This is a genomic window from Croceibacterium atlanticum, from assembly GCF_001008165.2.
Classification (GTDB): Bacteria; Pseudomonadota; Alphaproteobacteria; order Sphingomonadales; family Sphingomonadaceae; genus Croceibacterium_C; species Croceibacterium_C atlanticum.
Genome location: NZ_CP011452.2, coordinates 2135177 through 2155110, shown reverse-complemented (window position 1 = coordinate 2155110; position 19934 = coordinate 2135177). Strand labels below are relative to the sequence as shown.

Sequence of the window (19934 nt, the reverse complement as noted above, 5' to 3'; positions counted from 1 at the left end):
ATCCATAGGGTTTATCCGGGCAATGTCGCACCCGTTTGCCGGACAGGGCGAATTGTGTCGCAATTTGTCGCGGTGGCGGCGCTGCGTTCATGCAGGCGCAAACTGGCGGCGGCGCGGCGAGCCTGCATTGGCGGCGGAAAGGCTCAGCGCGGATGGTGTTCAGTGCCAAATCCGGGGGCGATGAACAGGGCCGTCCTTTCCCCCTCTACATCCGCCAAATGTCAGACACCCGGCGGGTGGCCTTCCGCCGAAAGCGCTGCCCCGCCCTGCCTATTCACCGGGCGCGCCTGTCATCACGAAAGCGTTGAGCTTGTTCCCGTCCGGGTCGCGGAAATAGGCGGCATAGAACATTTCTCCACGTGGGCCGGGGGCACCTTCATCGCTGCCACCATGGTCCAGCGCGATGCGGTGCAGCCGCGCCACCTGTTCCTCGTCCCGGGCTTCCAGCGCCACCATCGTGCCATTGCCGACACTGGCGGGCTGCCCGTCGAACGGCTTCGTTGCCGCAATGCCCGCGCCGCCATCCAGCGCGCCCCAGGCGATATAGACGCCGGGTTCTTCCATCATGCGGCCCACGCCCATTTCCGCGGCAATCGCGTCATAAAAACGGGCGGCGCGTTCCAGATCGCTGGTGCCCAGCGTGACGTAACCGATCATATCCAAATCTCCCCGGCAGCGACTCGCTACCGGGGAGAACATTACAGGAACGAAATCGGCGTTACAATCCGGCGCAGGCTTCCTCCAGCCAGGCCAGGTCTTCGCCTTCCAGCTGCGGGGCCAGCACTTCGAGAACCCGCGCGTGATAGGCATTCCACCATGCGATCTCGGCTTCGCTCAGCAGGTCACGATCCACCAGATTGGCGTCGATCGGGACCAGGGTGAGCGTTTCAAAGCCCAGCCAATCGCCTTCCATGCCGGGGATTTCCTTCGGCACGGTCAGGATCAGGTTTTCGATGCGGATGCCGAATTCGCCGCCCTTGTAGTAACCGGGTTCGTTGGACAGGATCATCCCGGCCATCAATTCCTGATCGGTGCCGGCCTGCCCGCCGCGCGGCTTGGCGATCCGCTGCGGCCCTTCATGCACGCCCAGGAAGCTGCCCACGCCGTGGCCCGTGCCATGGGCGTAGTCCACACCCGCCATCCACAGGAACTGCCGCGCCAGCGTGTCGAGCTGGGCGCCGGTCGTCCCCTGCGGGAAGATCTGCGTGTCGATGGCGATATGGCCTTTCAACACGCGGGTGAAGCGGTCCTTCTGTTCCTGCGAAGGTTCGCCCGGCCCGACCCAGACCGTGCGGGTGATGTCAGTCGTGCCATCCGGATATTGCCCGCCCGAATCGCACAGGAAGATGCTTCCCGGCGTGATCGGCAGATTGCTTTCTTCATCGACGCGGTAATGCGGGATCGCGGCATGGGGGCCGGCGGCGGAAATCGTATCGAAGGAGGTATCCTTCAGCGAACCTGTCGCTTCGCGGAAAGCCAGCAATTGCGCCGCGGCGGACAATTCCGTTTCGCCGCCCTTGGGCGCTTCCACCGACAGCCAGCGCAGGAATTTCGTGACCGCCGCACCATCGCGTGCCTGCGAATCGCGCTGGCCCTGCTGTTCCACCGGGTTCTTGATCGCTTTGGCCAGAATGGTCGGATCCTGTTTGGCAATGGCAGTCGCACCGGCCGCTTCCAGCGCCTGGAAGATCGCCGCCACGCCGTAATTCGGATCGACCGCCACACGCTTGCCGCCCAGTGCGCCCAGCGCGCTTTCAAACTCGCTCCGCGGGCGGATATTCACCGCATTGCCCAGATGCCTGGTCAGTTCCGGCGTTACCTTTTCCGGGGCGATGAACAGATCGGCCGTGCCATCGCAATGGGCGATCACATAGGACAGGGCCACGGGCGTGTGGTCCACATCGGCGCCGCGAATATTCAGCAGCCAGGCAACCGAATCGAGCGCGGAAATGACTGCGGCATCGAGCTTGCCCGCCTTCAGCCATTCGGCAAGATCGGCCCGCTTGTCCGCGCTGGACCGGCCGGCCAGGTGATCGGCATGGACAATCGCCTCGGCGGGGGAGGGGGGCGGCTGGTCTTCCCAGACGGCGTCGATCGGGTTGCTGTCGACCGCGACAAGCTCCGCCCCGATTTCAGCCAGTGCGGCGCTCGTGGCCTTTACCCAGCCATTGGTGTGCAGCCACGGATCATAGGCGATCTTCGCGCCTTCACCGGCATTTTCCGCCAGCCATGCGCCGATTGAATCCTTCGGCACCGATTTATATTCATAGAGCCGGCCATCGACCTGCTCCTTCACCTGGATGGTGTAACGTCCGTCAACGAAGATCGCGGCCTTGTTCTTCAGAACCGCCGCGCTGCCGGCCGATCCGCCAAATCCGGTAAGCCAGGCAAGCCTTTGGGCATAATTTCCGACATATTCGGAGACGTGTTCATCAGAGATCGGAATGACGAATCCGTCGAGCCCCCGGCGGGCGAGTTCCTGGCGTAGCGCGTCGAGCCGCGCCTCGTGGGTTTGCATCAGCATGTTGCGGTCCTTTCGGTGCTTACATAGATGCAGCCAATGCCCGATTCCACCATAGCAACTAAAGCACAGCTTCCGCCCGTCGCGGCGAAGCAATCTTCCACATTCACCCATCACGGCATTACCATTGCCGATGATTACGCCTGGCTGCGCGACTCCGGCTATCCCAAGGTGAAGAACAAGACGATTCTCGCCCATCTGGAAGCGGAAAATGCGTGGTTCGAAGCGCGGATGGAACCGCAGAAGGGCGCGATCGACGCGTTGTTCAGCGAAATGCGCGCCCGCATCAAGGAAGCGGACAAATCCGTTCCCTACAAGGATGGGGACTGGCTGTACTGGATCGAATTTGAAGAAGGCGCCGAATACAAGAAATGGTGGCGCCGCCCGGTGGGCGCCCCTGACGATGGCAGCGCGGACCAGCTGATCCTGGACGAACCGGCCCTGGCGGAAGGCAAGAAATATTTCCGCCTTGGCGCAATGTCCGTCAGCCGCAACGGCAAGCTGCTGGCCTATTCCGTGGATGATAACGGGTCCGAACGCTATACGGTGCGGATCAAGGACCTGGAAACCGGCAAGCTGCTGAAGGATACGATCAAGGGCACATTGTCCGCCCTGGTCTGGGTCGCCGGGGATACCGGGCTGGTCTATTCACTGGCCAACAAGCAGTGGCGGACGGATAACGCCCGGCTGCATTGGCTGGGCCAACCCGCGCGCAAGGATATCGAACTTTATCACGAGGATGATGAAGGCTTCCGCGTCTCCGCCGGGCTTTCCGCCAATGAGAAATGGATCGTCATCGCCACTGGCGATCACGAGACGAGCGAGAACTATCTGGTTCCGGCGGACGATCCGCTGGCCGAACCGATGCTGGTTCGCGCGCGGGAAAAGGGCGTTGAATATGACGTGGATGAACGCGACGGGACCTTGTTCATCCATACCAATGACACGCATGAGAATTTCCGTCTCGCCACCGCGCCGCTGGCCGATCCCTCCAACTGGACCACGCTGATCGAAGGGTCGGACGAATTCTACCTGACCGGGGTGGAACTGTTCCGGGATTTCTACGTGATCGACGGGCGGCTGCGCGGTCTCGACCGGATCGAACTGCGTTATTACGACGATCCCGCGCGGATCGAGCCGATTGAATTCCCGGAGGAAAGCTACACCGCCGGACTGGGCAACAATCCCGAATGGGAATGCAGCAAACTGCGCCTGTCCTATGAAAGCATGATCAGCCCGGCCAGCACCTATGATTACCATGTCGCCACGCGCGAACTGGAATTGCTGAAGGTGCAGGAAATCCCTTCGGGCTATGATCGCGATCTCTATGTCACCGAACGGCTTGAACTCACCGCGCGGGACGGAACGGCGATCCCGGTCAGCATCATGTACCGGAAAGACCGCGTATCACCAGGTCCATTGTACCTGTATGGTTATGGCGCCTATGGCATTGCCATCCCACCCGGCTTTTCCACCACAAGGCTCAGCCTGGTCGATCGCGGTTTTGCCTATGCCATTGCGCATATACGCGGCGGGGACGATCTCGGCCGGGCCTGGTACAAGGCGGGCAAGCTGCAACAGCGCACCAATGCCTTCAACGATTTCGTCGATGTGGCGAAGGGGCTGGTGGATCGCGGCCTGACCGAACCGGGCCGGATCGCCATTGCCGGTGGTTCCGCCGGGGGTGAACTGATGGGCGCGGTGGTCAATTCCGATCCGCATCTGTGGGGCGCGGTCGTGGCGCATGTCCCCTTCGTGGATGTGCTGGCCACCATGCTTGATGCCAGCCTGCCGCTGACGCCGGGCGAATGGCCGGAATGGGGCAATCCGATCGAGGACAAGGAAGCCTTTGAACTGATCCGGTCCTACAGCCCCTATGACAATGTGCAGGCGCAGGATTATCCCCCCATGCTGGTGACGGCGGGGCTGAACGATCCGCGCGTGACCTATTGGGAACCGGCCAAATGGGTCGCCCGGCTGCGCGAAATGAAGACGGACGATAATGAATTGCTGCTCAAGACCAATATGGGCGCCGGGCATGGCGGCAAATCGGGCCGGTTCGAAAGCCTGCATGAAACCGCGGAGGAATTCGCCTTCATCCTGTGGCAGATGGGTGTGACTGCGTGAGCAATCGCTTCACGCTGACATTCACGGCGCGGCCGGAACATATCGACGAGAACGGCCATGTGAACAATGCCGTCTGGGTGCAGTGGATGGAACGGCTCGCCACTGCCCATTGGGAAGCCGTTGCCCTGGCAGAGCATCAGCGCGCCTTCGCATGGGTCGTGACGCGGCACGAAATCGATTATCGCGGCAATATCGCTGAAGGGGATACGGTAGAAGGGCTGACCGAAATCCGCGAAGCACCGCGTGGCGCCCGTTTCGACCGTTATTTCATCTTCACCGATGGCGAGGGGCGGCAAGTGGTGAAGGCCAAGACGACCTGGGCGATGATCGACCGCGAAAGCTCGCGCATCATGCGTGTTCCGGCGGAGGTCGCGGCGCCTTTCCTGCCGGAGGATCCGTACAGCTAGGCCGCGCTCGCTTCCGCGCTTTCCTTGCGCTGGCGGAAGACCTGCACCTTTTCGCTGACCAGCCGGTTCCGCCCGCCGGCCTTTGCGGCATAGAGCAGCCGGTCGGCATGTTCATACAGTTCTGCAAAACCCGATTTGCTGATACTGTCGAAGGGCATTTCCACCATCCCCACGCTGGCTGTCACGATCCGGTCCAGGCCGGGCACGTGGCCGGATACGCGCGGGGCGATGGCGCGGCGGGCATTTTCCGCTCTTTCCCGGATATTGCCGCCCCGGAACAGGACCAGGAATTCCTCTCCGCCAATGCGGAACACGCGGCTGTCGCTGTCGCCTACCAGCGCCACCGCGGCGGCGCGCAACACCTTGTCGCCCGTGTGATGGCCGAAACGGTCATTGATGTCCTTGAACCTGTCGAGATCGAACAGGGCGAGATTGACGAAGCCTTCGCGGCGCAGGCTCTCGAACCTGTCATGCAGGGCGCGGCGATTGAGCAGGCCGGTCAGCACGTCGCGTTCGGAAATTTCGCTCAGCGTCTTTGCTTCCCCCAGCGCCTGGTCGCGTTCCCGGCGAATGCCGACAAAGCGATCCGCCACGCCCAGGGCGATGATGATGACTTCCAGTCCCAATGCCAGGACCAGCAGATCGTCAATCGCGTCATTTCCCGAATATAGGCCGATGCCGCGGAAATAGCGTTCCGTCCCTGCGGCAATGACCGGCAGCCACGCAACAGCGAGGAATCGCGCTGCCCGGCTCCGACGCCACAGGGCGATGATGATCGCGCCCGCGTAAACCGGCACAATTGGAAGGAAGGCCAGGAAATAGAGCTGGTTGCCGAAAGGCTGCGCAAAGTCGAATTTCAGCGCGCAGAACCCCGGCACCAATATTACCCACCATGCAGTCAGCTTGACGATGCGCCGATAGATCGGGGGCAGGGCCTCCGCTTCGAGATAGGCGTTCATGAAGAAGCCCGCCAGGCCCGCCCCCACAGGCCAGCAGAGCGGCCCAAGCAACGCCATCACGCCGATCGGCACAGGGTGGAAGAAGGTGATGAGCCCGCCGGAAAAGAGGATGAAGGCCATCATCGCCAGGATCATCGCGGCATGAAGCAGGACAAATCGTTCGCGCAGAATGAAGTAGAAATTGATGTCGAACAGCAAGGGCGTGAACAGCATCCCCAGCACCAGGACCAGGATCAGGACCGCCGATATGGTCCCGGCGACTTCCTGCGGGTTGCGGCTTAACCGTGCATCGCTGGCAATGGTGACGCTGTGCGGCCGCAGGATGCGCACCAGATAGGCTTCGGTATCAGCCCGTTGCGGCGGCAGGGCCAGCGTGAAGACGCCGCCCGCCACGATCGGCTTCGCCTCTGCCATCCGGTATTCGAATGTCCGCATGGTTCCATCGCCATCCCGCGCGGCAATGGCGATGGAGGTGAACTTGGTAATGCGGCTGGCGAATACGCGCGGCGGATCCCGCCTGTCCCAATCGGTGAAGCGCAGCCAGCTTACCGCCGCGCCATCCTGCCAGCTGTCGTTATCGCAGATCCAGTTGAGCCGGTCTGCCTCCCCCATGGAAACGTCTTCGCCCGAATAGGCATGGCAGGTCGGTGCGACTGCCAAATGCTCGTCCGGCGCGGTGGCGGCCATTGCCGGCGACAGCGGCAGCAGCTAGACACACAGTGCCAGGACAAACGCCCTGAGCGAGTGGAATTCCATCAGTTTCGCCTACGCGGCGACTACCTTCCAAGGAGTCAACCAATGGCTAGGATTTGGCCATTTTTACCCTGTTTCGGTCAGGCCAGCGCATCTTCCAGCGGCAACAGGTCATAGCCCAGTTCCGAAGCCACCGCCGGATAGGTGACGTGGCCCGCATGGACATTCAGCCCGGCGGCCAGATGGGCATCGCGCCGCATCGCTTCACGCCATCCCAGATCGGCGATCCGCAAGGCGTGCGGCAGGGTGACATTATTGAGCGCATAAGTGCTGGTTCGCGCGACGGCGCCGGGCATGTTGGCCACGCAATAATGGACGATATGTTCCAGCACATAGGTCGGATCGTCATGGGTGGTGGCGCGGCTGGTTTCGAAACAGCCACCCTGGTCGATCGCCACATCGACCAGCACGGCGCCGGGCTTCATCATGTCCAGCATGGCGCGTGTCACGACCTTGGGCGCGGATGCGCCGGGGATCAGCACTGCGCCGATCACCAGATCCGCTTCGCTGACCGCTTCTTCCAGATTGGCCTGATTGGAAAAACGCGTCTTGGCCCGGCTTTCGAAATGGGTGCCGACACGTTCCAGAACTTCGGGGTTGCGATCCATTATCGTCACATCCGCGCCTAGCCCGGCGGCCATCTGCGCGGCGTTGAAGCCGACCACGCCGCCACCGATCACGATCACCTTGGCGGGCATCACGCCGGGTACGCCGCCCAGCAGAACCCCGCGCCCGCCATGGACCTTTTCCAGGGCGGTGGCCCCGGCCTGGATGCTCATGCGCCCGGCAACCTGGCTCATCGGCTTGAGCAGGGGCAGGCCGCCGCCTGCGCCGGTAACCGTTTCATATGCGATGGCGGTCACGCCCGATTTCACCAGATCTGCCGTCTGCGCCGCATCGGGGGCGAGGTGGAGATAAGTGTAGAGGATCTGCCCTTCGCGCAATCGCGCGCGTTCTTCGGGCTGGGGTTCCTTCACCTTCACGACCATTTCGCATTCGGCGAAGATCGCCTCCGGCCGATCGACAATCTGGGCGCCGGCTTCGATATATTCCCGGTCTTCCGCGCCGATGCCGGCCCCCGCGCCCGTTTCTATCCAGACCTGATGGCCGTTGCGCGTCAGTTCCTTGGTGCTTTCGGGCGTCAGTCCCACGCGATATTCGCGGTTCTTGATCTCGCGCGGGCAGCCGATCAGCATTCAATAATCTCCTCTCTCGCTTTCGCAGGTCGTTACAAGTGAAACTGCTTTTGCGCAACGCTTGCGCCGGGCTTGGGTTCGGGCCGGGGAACACCCACATGCACAGCGCAAGAGACGCCCCGCCGTTCCCGGCATCCGGCGCATCAGGAAGGTACACGCATTCATGCAATTCGTGATGGAGGAACTTGACCCGGCTGAACGGTACAAGCTGCTGGTCAATACCATTACCCCGCGCCCCATCGCCTGGGTGGTGACGCGGGATGCGCAGGGGCAGAACAATGCAGCGCCTTACAGCTTCTTCAACGCGATGGGCGGCACGCCGCCCTTGCTGGCAATTGGCATGGCGGCGGATAATCAGCGCGAAGGCGGCACGGACAAGGATTCGCTACGCGCTATCCGCGAAACGGGCGAATTCGCCGTGGCGCTGGTGGATGAAGCGCATGCCGAAGCAATGAACCTGACTGCCTGCGCCGCGCCGCCCGGCGTGGACGAACTGAAACTGGCCGGCCTCGAATGCCGTCCCGCCGCGCGCATTGCCGCCCCCCTGATCGCGGATGCACCTGTGCAGTTCGAATGCCGATTGTGGAAGCTGGTGGAGACAGGCCCCCATTCGGCCATCGTGATCGGCGAAGTGCTGGTGACGCATATCATCGACAGCGTGGTGGGCCGGGAAGACGGCAAATTGCGCATCGACAATCCCGCCCTCAAGCTTATCGGCCGGACCTTTGGCGCAGGCGGGTATGTGCGGAATTCCGGCCATTTGCAGATAGATCGCCTGCGCTGGCCGCTGGAGGAATAGGGAGCGTTAACCGCTGCCGAGTTCCAGCTCCCGCGATACTGCGATCGCCTTGAGAAAGGCCTGGTCATGGCTGACGACCAGAAGGGCGCCGTCATAATCGGACAGGGCGGTTTCCAACGCCTCTATCGCTTCGATGTCGAGATGGTTGGTCGGTTCGTCCAGGATCAGCAGCCACGGCGCATGTTCGCCGCCCAGCGTGCAGGCCAGGCCGGCACGTAGCATTTCTCCGCCGGACAGGGTGCCTGCCAATTGCAGCGCGTCGCGATTGCGGAAGGCAAACCGGGCGCAGGCGGCGTGGGCAGCCTCGGCATCGAGGCCGGGATTGATACGCCGGAAATTGTCGAGAATGCTGGCATTGGGATCCAGCAGCCCGACATGCTGGTCCAGCATGGCCACGCGGCCTTCGGCCCGGCGCACCGTGCCGGCCGATGGCTGCAATTCACCATTGGCCATGCGCAGCAGGCTGGTCTTCCCCGAACCGTTCGGCCCGGCAATGGCGACCCGTTCCGGCCCGCGAATGGTCAGGTCCCATGGCCCGAGAATGCGCCCGCCGCGATCCAGCGTGGCGCCGTCCATCGCCAGCAATTCGGCATTGCCCGGCAGGCCGACGGGCGGGATATCCATGGTGAGCGGGGCGGTGATCTCCACCTGCTCACGCGCCGCATCCAGCCGCGCCTGTGCATCGCCAAGTGTCCGTGCCGCCTCGCGGCTGGCCTGGCCGCTGCTGTTCTCCGCCCGTTCGGCCATGGCCCCCAGCAGGATGCGCGGCGCGGAACCGCTGGCGGCAAAGGCCCGCCCCGCCTTGTCGCGCCGGTCCTTCGCTTCTCGTTTCTGCTGAACTTCGCGTTTCGCCCCGCGCAGCCCGGCCTGCGAACGCTCCAGTTCCTGCGCTGCCCGTTCGCGTTCGGCATCGCGGATCGCCACGAATTCCGACCACCCACCGCCTGTCACGCGAATGCCGATGGGCGACAGTTCCACGATCCGGTCCATCTCTTCCAGCAGGTTGCGATCATGGCTGGCCAGCAGGACGCCGCCCGGCCAGTCCCGGATAATGCCGGCAACCGCCTCGCGCCCGGCTGCGTCCAGATTGTTGGTCGGTTCATCCAGCAACAGCAGGTCGGGCGCTTCGATCACCAGCCGGGCAAGGCCGATCCGCATCCGTTCTCCGCCACTGAATCCGGCAATGCGCCGTTCAAGCAGGCCATCGCCGTGCAGGCCGAGCCTGCCCAGCGTTTCTTCGATCCGCGCCTCCAGCGTCCAGTCGGCCGCAGCAAAATCAGCTTCGCTACCTTCACCGGCCAGCACGCGCGCGATTATCGCCAGGCCTTCGCTCACGCCCATGGCTTCGGCCGCGCTCTGTTCCTCGGCAAAATGCTGGTGAAGCATTCCCATGCTTCCATCCCGCCGGACACTGCCGGACGCCGGATGCGCCGCCCCCGCAGCAATCCGAAGCAAGGTGGATTTGCCGCAGCCATTGCGGCCGACAAGCCCCACCCGCTCCCGCGAGAGCGACAGGCTCAACCCTGAAAAGAGGAGATCGCCGTCAGGCTGTGCGGCAGAGAGGGAATCGAATGTGAGAAGCGAAGACATGGCAGACCGTGAAACTGGAATGGGCAGGGCGGATGATGATGTTCGTCCTGTGGTCCACGGTCTTGTTCTCCTTTTCCGGTTGCCGCCTGCCTAAAGCCCCGCGCGCGGAATGCAATGCCGGGCTTCTTCGGAATCAATCATCCTCGAACAGGGAGAGGGGTATCGATTCCCCGACAGCCTTCAGCCCGGCATCGCTGCCATGCAGGTAATCGCCCATGTGATAGCCATCGCGCATTTTCTGCGGATCGGCCGGATCGGCAAAGGCGGTGTCCAGCCTGATCACCGCGTCGAACACGCCGGAATTGACGATCCAGTCATTGATTTCCTGCCGCGCGGCCTCGCCTTCTTCGGACCAGTAGCTGGCGCCCTTGTAGGGTCCGATGGGCGATCCGATCACCTTGATGCCATGCTGACGGGCGCGGGCGACAAGTTGTTTGTAGCCGGCAATCATCTGTGCAGCATCGATTTCGGGCTGGTCCAGCTGCACGCCGCCAATTCCGCCCCGCTGCGGGCCGTAACGGTTGCCGATATCGTTCACCCCTTCGAAGATGATCAGATATTCGACATTGGGCAGGCTCAGAACATCCTCGTCAAACCGGGCCAGCGCCGCTTCGCCCATGCCGGGGCTGAGCACGCGATTGCCGCTGATCGCCGCATTGGCGACGGCCCATTCCATGCCCGCATCCTGCAAGCGATTTGCCAGAATATCCGGCCAGCGGCGGTTGGCGCCCGGTGTGGAGCCGACGCCATCGGTGATCGAATCCCCGAACGCCACGATTGTCCCGTTCGCATCGGGGGAATCCACTTCCACCGTGGTCAGGAAGGCGCGGAACTGGGCGGTCGAAACCGGCTCCCAGCTTTTGCCGACATGGTTGCCCGGCGGCGAAATGGCGAGTTCATCCATGCCAGTCAGATGGCAGGTGCAGGGCCCCGTTTCTTCCGGCAGGTAGATTTCCACTTTCAGCCGGGCGAGATCGGGCAGGTCGAGTTTCACGGCATCGCTGGTGAAGGGGGCGCCGCGCGGGATCACTGCGCCATCCTGCCCGCCAAAAGTCAGCTGGCGGCTGGTGCCGGGCACTTCATTTCCGGCATCGTCAATCTGGACGACACGCGCCGCGCCGATGGTCAGCGGGGCAGGGCCATAGCGATTGGAAAAGCGCAGGCGGAGCTTTTCCCCGCCTTCGCTGATCCGCAGGATCTGGCTGATCGTTACATTGTCATAGCTGGCCGCCGCGAAAGGCCCTTCGGTGCCGAGCGGGGCATGCGGAGATGCAGCCCAGCTGGCGACCCATTCCGCCTGAACCGGCGCGGCGAAACCGGCCAGGGCAACAGCCGCAATTGCCGAAATACGTGTAAACATGGCTGATCAGCCTCCCTCCCTGCGCCGTTGGCGGCGTCTGGCGGCAAGATAGCTGCATGTCCGGCGGCGGTCCAGCGCGCCCGGCGGCCGCTAGCCGTGGATCTTGGCCAGCAGGCGCCGCAATTCCCCGACCTCTTCGCCCGAAAGATTTTGGGTGAGAACTGCATCGGAAATGGCAACCAGCCCGCGCAGCCGTTCCAGCTCATCCGCTCCCTTTTCTGTCAGGTGGATCCCGAAGGAACGGCGGTCATTCGGTTCGGTGCGCCGTTCCACGCAGCCGCGCGCCTGCCAGAAATCGATCGCCAGGGTTGTGGCCGGGCGTGACAGGCCGAGCGCGGCGCCGAGCTGGGTCTGCGGGAGGCCCGGATTGGTGCCAATCAGTTCCAGCATGGAAAAACGCTGCGGCGTTACTGCCGGATCGTCAATGTGCCGTGTCAGCAGGGTGTAGCCGATGATCCACACCAGCTTCAGCGGAAAGCCGGTGAGTTCTGCCAGCATCCCGTAATCCAGTGGCGCATCGCCCAATCCGGGAACCCGGGGGCGCACGGACTCCACGGTTATCTGTGTGTTGCAATTAGGTTTCACATTTTGGTCCATGATCAAACATTGCCCATTGCAGCATGGTTGGCAACTGAATCGTTATTGATTGTATCTGTTATGGCCATTAACAAAACTTCAAGCGCTGGCTGCCATGGCTGCCGGTGGAAAGCATGAAACGGCCACGGTCGCAGATGGGAGAAAGTTTGATGGTTAATCCGGGAAGGCGCCGGAAGGCGCGGCTGTTCGGCGAATGCGCATTGGCAGGTTCGCTTGCCATGGGCGCGTTTTGCGTGACGCCCGCATATGCTCAGGACAATTCGGATGCTCCGCCTGCCGCGGAACCTGCCGTGCAGGGTGAAGCAATCGTGGTGACGGCGCGCCGGCGCGAGGAATCGCTGCAGGAAACGCCGATCGCGATTTCCGCCTTCAGTGCGGAAACACTGCAGGACCGGCAGATCCAGCAGACGCAGGATCTGGAAAAGATCACCCCCAGCCTGCAGTTCAAGCCTGCCGGCCAGCTTTCCGGCAACAGCGCGTCCTCCGTCGTGTTCATTCGCGGTATCGGCCAGCTCGATCCCACGGCCGCAGTGGATCCGGGCGTCGGCATCTATATCGACGAGGTTTATGTCGGGCGCGCGGTTGGCGGTACGATCGATTTTGGCGATATTGCCAGCGTGGAAGTGCTGCGCGGCCCGCAGGGGACGCTGTTCGGCCGCAACACGATCGGCGGCGCCATACTGGTCCGCACGAAGGAGCCGGAATTCGGTGAATTTTCCGGCACGGGCCGGTTCCGCGTGGGCGAAGATGATCTGTATGAAGGTTTCGCCGCGCTCAACATCCCGATTGGCGATACGGTGGCCGCGCGCGTTTCCGGCGGGTTCCGCAACCGCGATGGCTATGTGATCCGCTCTTTTGACGGGCTGGATCTGGGCAATGACAACAGCCACACCTTCAACGGCGCGCTGCGCTGGGAACCGAGTTCCAGCTTCGAACTCTCGCTGCGCGGCGATTATACCAAGCGTGACGAAAACGGCGCTCCCTTCGTCTTTGCCGGCATCAATGAAACGGCGCCGGTCCCCGCCATCGTCAGTGTCGCGGCGGGTTGTCCGGGCGCGACCATGCCCTTCCCCGGCACGCCGGCGCCCGGGGCGCCCTTCGTCCCGAATATCGACGATCCGCGCTGCGCCAACGATTTCCAGGCCAAGGGCCCGTATGTGAATGGCGGCACCGCCGATGTGATGAGCACTTCGGAAGTCTGGGGCATGTCGGCCACGGCCACGCTGGATGTTTCGAACAGCGTCACGCTGAAGAGCATCACCGCATATCGTTCCACGGATTCGCGCGGCATTCGCGATGCGGACAATACGCCGTTCCTGCTCATTACTACCGATGTGGGCAGCCAGTCGGAACAGTTCAGCCAGGAATTGCAGCTGCAATATGATGCCGGTCCGCTCAGCGGTATCGCGGGCGTCTATTATTTTGACGAGGACACCAGTGAACGGGCAACCGTCCCCCTGTCCTTCCCGCCGTCTCCGCCGGTGATCGCATCGATCCTTGCCGGTGGGCCGGGATCGCGCGACCTGCAATTCTCCGATCTCGAAACGCGCTCGCTCGCCGCTTTCGGCGAAGTTTCCTACGAAGTCGCGCCGGGTTTCGATCTGAGCGGCGGCCTGCGTTACACGGAAGACCGCAAGACCTATCAGGGCACGGTGTTCAACCTGTTCCCGGCGGATCAGCCCGATCCGGATCCGCTGCCGACCGAAGCCATTCCCGATGGCGGGCCGCTGTTCATCTATAACACGCCCAACCGGGATACGTTCAGCGCCCTTACCGGATCGGCCAGCGCGAATTACGAATTCGCCCACTGGCTCAACGGTTACATTTCCTATGCACGCAGCTTCAAGTCCGGCGGCTTCAATACGCGCTATAACGCGCCGCCTCCGGGCAATGTCCCCGTGCCCTTCGATGAAGAGAAGGTGGACAGCTATGAAATCGGCGCCAAGATCGAAGTCGGCGATTTCCGGCTGAACATGGCGGCGTTCAACGCGGAATACAGCGATATCCAGCTGGTCTTCCGCCAGGGCGTGGTGCCGCTGCTGTTCAATGCCGGCAAGGCGCGGATTCGCGGCTTCGAGGCTGAAGCGGCCTACCACCCCTTCGGCACCGGGCTGCGGCTGGATGCGGGGATGAGCATCCTCGACGACAAGATCAAATCCATCACCGAAGTGCCCGGCGCCACGGCAACGGTGCAGCCGGGTGACGATCTGCCGCTGACGCCGTCCTTCCAGGGCAATTTCGCGATCGGATATGAATTCGAGATTGGCGATGATTACACGCTGACTCCGCGTTTCGACGGCAGCTATACGTCCAAGCTTGTCTTCATCACCGGCAGCGTGCCCGAGATCGAACAGGATGGCTATTTCGTGGCCAATGCCTCGATCGAACTTGCCGCGCAGGATCGCTATCGGCTGCAGGCCGGCGTGATCAATTTGTTCGACAAGGAATATCTGATCCAGGGCAACGCATCGCTCGGCACGCTGGGCTATGCGGAAAAGATCTATGCCCGTCCGCAAAACTGGTATCTCCAGTTCTCGGCGGACTTCTGACACAGGGCGAAGGGGGCCGGTGCGCCGGCCCCCTTCCGCTCACCCCTTGAAAACCCAGTATTCCGGGCCGAAGCGTTCCTCCAGATCGGCAAGGCATTCCTTGTGGATCTCGCGCACGCGCTGCGGCGTCATCGCGTCGGCCGGGTCGATCTCCACGATCTCCAGCGTGGACTTGTCCTCATACAGATGCTCGCCCTTCAGCAGGGCGTTTTCGTCATAGGGCCAGATGAAGGCCTGCCGGCTGGAAACGAGATAGAGCCCGTCATCCTTTTCCACCTTCTGGCCGATCTTCTTCAGTTCCGCGCCGGTCGACATCTGGTGGAACCACATTTCATCGGCAATGCCCCAATCGGCCACGGCGATCTGGTCGCCCGTGTTCCACAGCACGATGTCGCCAATGGCGGAGTAGAAATCGAACACGCCCTGGCGGCCCTTCACCACCACCGGGTTTTCACCCCAGCTGACGTGATAGACGGGATCGTCCGCCATCATGTCCGGCGCGGTGATCTCCTCGAACATGGCCGCGCCTTCCAGATGCACATGGCGGCAGTAATTCAGCAGGATCGCCTTGTGCAGCGGATCGCTCAGCCGCTCATACAGGTCGAGCGCGGGATCCATGCAGTGATAGACTTCACTTTCATATTTGCTGGCCATTTCATCCATCTCCCGGTGTTTGTTGCGCCCAGCATGGCACAATGCGCGAAGCGCGGGCTAGGAGAGCAACGCAGCCGGACCGGGACTCCCGCGAATTGAAGGGCGAGAGGGGTGGGGCTGGAACACTTGTACCGGAAGAGGCTGGCGGCCCGCCGCTAGATCGGGTTGCCGTCCCGGTCGCGGAAGATTTCGCGGCGGCCGACATGGTTGGCGGGGCCGACCAGGCCGTCTTCCTCCATCCGTTCGATCAGCTTGGCGGCGGTGTTGTAGCCGATGCCCATTTGCCGTTGCAGCCAGCTTCCGCTTGCCTTCTGGTTTTCGAACACGATCTGGCAAGCCTGCCGGTATTTGCGCTCTTCCGGATTGTCGGAGGCGGTGAATTCGTCCTCGAAATTGAAGCCGCCATCTTCCGGCTCTTCAGTGACGGAATCGACATAGGCCGGTTCGCCCTGGGCGCGCCAGTGATCGGCCACGGATTCCACTTCCTCGTCACTGACGAAGGGGCCGTGGACACGGCGCAGCGCGCCGCTGCTCGGCTTGTAGAGCATGTCGCCCTTGCCCAGCAGCTGTTCCGCGCCGGTTTCGCCCAGGATGGTGCGGCTGTCGATGCGGCTGGTGACGTGGAAGCTGATGCGGGTGGGCAGGTTCGCCTTGATGACGCCGGTGATGACATCGACCGAGGGGCGCTGCGTCGCCATGATCAGGTGGATGCCGGCGGCACGGCTTTTCTGCGCCAGCCGCTGGATCAGCACTTCGATTTCCTTGCCGACCGTGACCATCAGATCGGCCAGTTCGTCCACGATCAGCACGATCAGCGGCAGGACTTCGTAATCGAGCTGTTCTTCCTCGATCAGTTCCTCGCCCGTTTCGGGGTCGAAGCCAGTCTGCACCCTTCGGCCCAGCGGCTTGCCCTTGGCAGCGGCAGTGCGGACGCGTTCGTTGAAGCCGTTGATATTGCGCGCGCCGATGTCCGACATCATGCGATAGCGCTTCTCCATCTCTTCCACCGCCCATTTCAGCGCGCGCACCGATTTGTGCGGTTCCGTGACCACGGGGGAGAGCAGATGCGGGATATGGTCGTAGCTCTTCAGCTCCAGCACCTTGGGATCGATCAGGATCAGGCGGCATTCGGCCGGGCTGAACCGATAAAGCAGTGACAGCAATATGACGTTGAGGCCGACGGATTTACCGGACCCGGTCGTGCCCGCGACCAGCAGATGCGGCATTGCGGCCAGATCGGCCACCACGGGTTCGCCGGCAATATCCTTGCCCAGGATGATTGGCAGATTGCCCTTGGCGTCGGCAAAATCCTCGCAAGCGGCCAGTTCCTTGAAACTGACCATCTGCCGGTCCTTGTTCGGCAGTTCGATACCCATCACCGTCTTGCCCGGAATGGGGGAGACGCGGGCGCTTATCGCGCTCATGTTCCGGGCAATATCCTCGGCCAGGCCGACCACGCGGCTGGCCTTGATGCCGGGTGCGGGCTCCAGCTCGTACATGGTCACCACCGGGCCGGTGCGCACGGCGGTGATTTCGCCCTTCACGTTGAAATCGTCCAGCACGTTTTCCAGCAGGCGGGCATTGCGTTCCAGCGCCAGCTTGTCGAGCTTGGGCGCGTTATCGGCCGGCGGGTCGTTCAGTATATCCAGGCTGGGCAGTTCGAAATCGGCGAACAGATCCTTCTGCTTGGCCGCAGCCGGTTTGGCGGGCCGTGGCGGACGCGTCGGGTCGCTGATTTCGGGCGGCCGGCGGGCCGGGCGGTCTTCGGCCACTGCATCGTCATCGTCATCATCTTCCGGTTCCGGACTGTCAGCCGGCGTGTTGCGCACGCGCCTTACGGTCTTTGGCTTGTCGGGATCGGCAGCACGGCCCGGCAGCGACGGCACGCGGTGGAAGAAGTCAGGCAGGGTCAGCAGGCGCGCCCAGTCGAAGGCAAATACCCGGCCCGCCAGCGTCAGCCCGCCCAGCAGGAACAGGATCGCCGTGGCCAGTATCGCCCAGAAACGCGCCGCCTCGGGCAGCAGCCCGGCGAGCAGGTTGATCAGGCCTTCGCCCAGCAGGCCGGCCATGCCGCCTGCCGATGCGGGCAATGACCATTCATGCGGATCGGTGACCAGCGAAAGCACGGTGGACAGCAGCGTCATGGCGATCAGCAGCATGGCGACAGTGCGCCACCAGCGATGGCCGTCGATGGATTCCTCGTCCGTACCATCGCGCCACAGCTTGCTGGCAAAGGCATAGAGCAGCGGCAGGAACAGGCCCGAAACGATGCCGAAGGAAATCAGCGCGCGGTCCGCAATCCATGCGCCGGGGCGGCCCATCCAGTTGGCCACTTCCCCGCCCGCGGCGGTGGAAGGGGCGGGATCGGTCTGGGTGTAGGACACAAGGGCAAGCGCCAGGAAACCCATGGTGGCAAACAGCACCACAGCCCCCGTCAGCTGCGCCGCGCGCGCCAGCGAACGCCGAAAGGCGGCGCGCCAGTCGGCCGGCTGCCCCCTCGTCATCGCGCGTGATGCCATTTTGTGCTCCCCTTGTTCGCAATGCGCATCATCGCCGCAGGGGGACTCGCCGTCAAGAATCGGACAGTCAGAGCATTTCGCCCGCGCCAGCTGCACCGTATCGGGAAAGGCCGTCTATGGCCGCCCAGCGGGACCATCCCAGCCGTTCCGCACCGCGCCTGTCCATGCCGCCCAGTGCGATCACCGGCATGGCCGCATGGCGGGCGAGCAGGCGGAAACGCAGCGGGCCCAGCGTGGCCGCGCCCGGATGGCTGCGGGTCGGAAAGACGGGCGAAAGCAAGGCCGCATCGGCGCCGATCCGGTTTGCCTGCCCGATTTCGTGCAGATCGTGCACCGTGGCGAGGGTGAGCAGCCCGCTGCAACGGGGTGGCAGGCCGGGCGGTGCGCCATAGCAGCCATCCGCGCCCCATTCCCTGGCCGTCCGTGCGCTGTCGGCCAGGATCAGCAGGTGATCGCGCGCGCGGGCAATGCGTGCCACTTCCCGGTAACGAGCCAGCCTTGCATCGGGCGCCAGGTGATAATGGCGATAGATCAGCGCCGATCCGCGGGGCATGTTCGCCAGCGCGGTTTCCAGCACCGGATCGTTTCGCCGGTCCGAAATCAGCCATAGTTCGGGCAGGTCTGCTCGATGGAACGCAGGACGGGTCTGGCATAGTCGCATCGCTCCGTTATAGGGCGCGCGCATGGAAAGCGCAGCCACCCGTCTCGCCGATATTGAATCCCGCATCGCCCAAGCCTGCAAGATTGCCGGGCGAAAGGCCGAGGATGTGACGCTGATCGCCATCAGCAAGACGCATGACGGCGATGCCATCACGCCCTTGCTGGAGGCCGGGCAGCGTGTGTTCGGTGAAAACCGGGTGCAGGAAGCGCAGGGCAAATGGCCGCAATTGCGCGAACGCTTTCCCGATGCGGAGCTGCATCTGGTCGGCCAATTGCAGTCCAACAAGGCGGATGACGCGGTGGAACTGTTCGACGCGATCCATTCGCTCGACCGGCCGAGCCTGGTGAAGGCTCTGGCCAGGGCGATGGACAAGGCGGGCAAGCGTGTGCCGCTGTTCGTGCAGGTCAATATCGGTGCGGAAGATCAGAAGGGCGGCTGCCCGATCGGGGAACTGCCAGCCCTGCTGGAACAGGCGCGGGAAGCGGAACTGCCGCTGGCCGGGCTGATGTGCGTTCCGCCCCTCGGGATCGAGCCGGCGCCCTTCTTCGCATTGCTGGACAAGCTGGCCGCCGATAACGGTCTGGAAGGGCGCAGCATGGGCATGAGCGGCGATTTTGAAACCGCGATCATGCTGGGCGCCACGCATGTGCGGGTAGGCACTGCATTATTCGGAAAACGGGGCGGTTGAGCCTGCTCGCCAGCTGTTAACTGACTGCACCGTTAAGCATCTCGCTTCAGGGTTTCGCAAGCTGCCTGGCGTGAAACTATCTCGCAGAAGCGAAAAGCTCAGGGATCCTTTTTTCGAGGGGGGTCACCGAACGGGTCGGCAATAGGTTTATTGTCGAGGAGACTTACGGTGGACGAACGTACATCCAAACGGGTGGTCGTCGATGTGGAGGTGGAAGCCCGCATTGATGAGCGCCCCTGCCGAATATTCGTGACCGATCTTTCCACGGGCGGCTGCATGATCGAAGCGGAAGACGCGGATCTTGTGCCGGGCGACCGGGTAATGCTGCATTTCGAACGCCTGGTGGATATTGGCGGCCGCATCGTCTGGCTGCGCGAAGGCGTGGGCGGCGTGCAATTCCATCTACCGCTGCATGCAGCCGTGGTGGAACGGCTGGGTTTCCGGCCGGGCGATGAATGGGACAGTGATACAGCCCAATTATTCGATAATTTCGGGCGCCCGCTTCCGGTGCCGCGCCCGCCGCGTGCCATCGGAATGCGTCACTGATCCAGCGG

At 62.9% G+C, this 19934-nt stretch carries 16 protein-coding genes; 6 read left to right on the top strand and 10 right to left on the bottom strand.

Annotation, left to right across the window (positions count from 1 at the left end):
* Nucleotides 1-270 precede the first annotated feature (270 nt).
* Both WYH_RS10200 and WYH_RS10195 read right to left on the bottom strand, forming a co-directional pair.
* Entirely contained in the window at nt 271-657 is a 387-nt protein-coding gene (locus WYH_RS10200; protein WP_046903748.1) for a VOC family protein, read from the bottom strand.
* Nucleotides 658-718: 61 nt separating this feature from the next.
* Complete coding sequence (locus tag WYH_RS10195; protein WP_046903747.1) at nt 719-2524, bottom strand: aminopeptidase P family protein; 1806 nt, start codon at nt 2522-2524, stop codon at nt 719-721.
* Nucleotides 2525-2560: 36 nt separating this feature from the next.
* On the opposite strand from WYH_RS10195, the gene WYH_RS10190 reads away from it, so the two are divergent.
* Both WYH_RS10190 and WYH_RS10185 read left to right on the top strand, forming a co-directional pair.
* A complete protein-coding gene (locus tag WYH_RS10190) occupies nt 2561-4648 on the top strand; it encodes a S9 family peptidase (RefSeq protein WP_413226729.1) in 2088 nt (695 codons plus the stop codon).
* On the top strand, nt 4645-5055 hold the full coding sequence (locus WYH_RS10185) for an acyl-CoA thioesterase (RefSeq protein WP_046903745.1): 411 nt from the start codon (nt 4645-4647) through the stop codon (nt 5053-5055). Before WYH_RS10190 ends, WYH_RS10185 begins: the two co-directional genes overlap by 4 nt.
* On the opposite strand, the gene WYH_RS10180 is transcribed toward WYH_RS10185, so the two are convergent.
* Nucleotides 5052-6701, bottom strand: coding sequence for a GGDEF domain-containing protein (locus WYH_RS10180; RefSeq protein ID WP_053833530.1), 1650 nt, complete (start codon nt 6699-6701; stop codon nt 5052-5054). The genes WYH_RS10185 and WYH_RS10180 overlap by 4 nt on opposite strands.
* A 146-nt stretch (nt 6702-6847) precedes the next feature.
* Nucleotides 6848-7963 (bottom strand): alanine dehydrogenase, encoded by a 1116-nt coding sequence (gene ald / locus WYH_RS10175; RefSeq protein WP_046903743.1) that lies wholly within the window; start codon nt 7961-7963, stop codon nt 6848-6850.
* Nucleotides 7964-8126: 163 nt separating this feature from the next.
* Here ald and WYH_RS10170 point away from each other — a divergent pair, with 163 nt between their 5' ends.
* Nucleotides 8127-8762 carry a flavin reductase family protein gene (locus WYH_RS10170; RefSeq protein ID WP_046903742.1) on the top strand — a complete coding sequence of 212 codons (636 nt, stop codon included), beginning with the start codon at nt 8127-8129 and terminating at the stop codon, nt 8760-8762.
* Nucleotides 8763-8768: 6 nt separating this feature from the next.
* Here WYH_RS10170 and WYH_RS10165 read toward each other — a convergent pair whose 3' ends face one another.
* The 3 genes from WYH_RS10165 to WYH_RS10155 form a co-directional block, all read right to left on the bottom strand.
* Nucleotides 8769-10352 carry an ABC-F family ATP-binding cassette domain-containing protein gene (locus WYH_RS10165; protein ID WP_046903741.1) on the bottom strand — a complete coding sequence of 528 codons (1584 nt, stop codon included), beginning with the start codon at nt 10350-10352 and terminating at the stop codon, nt 8769-8771.
* Nucleotides 10353-10485: 133 nt separating this feature from the next.
* On the bottom strand, nt 10486-11712 hold the full coding sequence (locus WYH_RS10160; RefSeq protein ID WP_053833529.1) for an SGNH/GDSL hydrolase family protein: 1227 nt from the start codon (nt 11710-11712) through the stop codon (nt 10486-10488).
* 90 nt (nt 11713-11802) lie between these two features.
* Nucleotides 11803-12267, bottom strand: a complete 465-nt coding sequence (locus WYH_RS10155; protein WP_169780758.1) for a MarR family winged helix-turn-helix transcriptional regulator — start codon at nt 12265-12267, stop codon at nt 11803-11805.
* A 191-nt stretch (nt 12268-12458) separates the two neighbouring features.
* Here WYH_RS10155 and WYH_RS10150 point away from each other — a divergent pair, with 191 nt between their 5' ends.
* A complete protein-coding gene (locus WYH_RS10150) occupies nt 12459-14858 on the top strand; it encodes a TonB-dependent receptor (protein ID WP_046905051.1) in 2400 nt (799 codons plus the stop codon).
* A gap of 39 nt (nt 14859-14897) precedes the next feature.
* On the opposite strand, the gene WYH_RS10145 is transcribed toward WYH_RS10150, so the two are convergent.
* The 3 genes from WYH_RS10145 to WYH_RS10135 all read right to left on the bottom strand — a co-directional run bounded on the left by WYH_RS10145 (nt 14898) and on the right by WYH_RS10135 (nt 18731).
* Nucleotides 14898-15512, bottom strand: a complete 615-nt coding sequence (locus tag WYH_RS10145) for a hypothetical protein (RefSeq protein ID WP_046905050.1) — start codon at nt 15510-15512, stop codon at nt 14898-14900.
* 155 nt (nt 15513-15667) lie between these two features.
* Complete coding sequence (locus WYH_RS10140) at nt 15668-18031, bottom strand: DNA translocase FtsK (RefSeq protein WP_046903739.1); 2364 nt, start codon at nt 18029-18031, stop codon at nt 15668-15670.
* A 67-nt stretch (nt 18032-18098) separates the two neighbouring features.
* On the bottom strand, nt 18099-18731 hold the full coding sequence (locus WYH_RS10135) for a thiamine phosphate synthase (RefSeq protein ID WP_342341744.1): 633 nt from the start codon (nt 18729-18731) through the stop codon (nt 18099-18101).
* Between WYH_RS10135 and WYH_RS10130 the strand changes: the two genes are divergently transcribed.
* On the top strand, nt 18715-19380 hold the full coding sequence (locus tag WYH_RS10130; protein WP_046903738.1) for a YggS family pyridoxal phosphate-dependent enzyme: 666 nt from the start codon (nt 18715-18717) through the stop codon (nt 19378-19380). The genes WYH_RS10135 and WYH_RS10130 overlap by 17 nt on opposite strands.
* Nucleotides 19381-19548: 168 nt before the next feature.
* Complete coding sequence (locus WYH_RS10125; RefSeq protein WP_046903737.1) at nt 19549-19926, top strand: PilZ domain-containing protein; 378 nt, start codon at nt 19549-19551, stop codon at nt 19924-19926.
* The last annotated feature ends 8 nt before the right edge of the window (nt 19927-19934 follow it).

Coding starts and splice junctions, on each gene's coding strand:
- WYH_RS10200 (WP_046903748.1), bottom strand. CDS start 657: ATGATCGGTTACGTCACGCTGGGCACCAGCGATCTGGAACGCGCCGCC.
- WYH_RS10195 (WP_046903747.1), bottom strand. CDS start 2,524: ATGCTGATGCAAACCCACGAGGCGCGGCTCGACGCGCTACGCCAGGAA.
- WYH_RS10190 (WP_413226729.1), top strand. CDS start 2,561: ATGCCCGATTCCACCATAGCAACTAAAGCACAGCTTCCGCCCGTCGCG.
- WYH_RS10180 (WP_053833530.1), bottom strand. CDS start 6,701: ATGGCCGCCACCGCGCCGGACGAGCATTTGGCAGTCGCACCGACCTGC.
- ald (WP_046903743.1), bottom strand. CDS start 7,963: ATGCTGATCGGCTGCCCGCGCGAGATCAAGAACCGCGAATATCGCGTG.
- WYH_RS10170 (WP_046903742.1), top strand. CDS start 8,127: ATGCAATTCGTGATGGAGGAACTTGACCCGGCTGAACGGTACAAGCTG.
- WYH_RS10165 (WP_046903741.1), bottom strand. CDS start 10,352: ATGTCTTCGCTTCTCACATTCGATTCCCTCTCTGCCGCACAGCCTGAC.
- WYH_RS10160 (WP_053833529.1), bottom strand. CDS start 11,712: ATGTTTACACGTATTTCGGCAATTGCGGCTGTTGCCCTGGCCGGTTTC.
- WYH_RS10150 (WP_046905051.1), top strand. CDS start 12,459: ATGGTTAATCCGGGAAGGCGCCGGAAGGCGCGGCTGTTCGGCGAATGC.
- WYH_RS10145 (WP_046905050.1), bottom strand. CDS start 15,512: ATGGCCAGCAAATATGAAAGTGAAGTCTATCACTGCATGGATCCCGCG.
- WYH_RS10140 (WP_046903739.1), bottom strand. CDS start 18,031: ATGGCATCACGCGCGATGACGAGGGGGCAGCCGGCCGACTGGCGCGCC.
- WYH_RS10130 (WP_046903738.1), top strand. CDS start 18,715: ATGGAAAGCGCAGCCACCCGTCTCGCCGATATTGAATCCCGCATCGCC.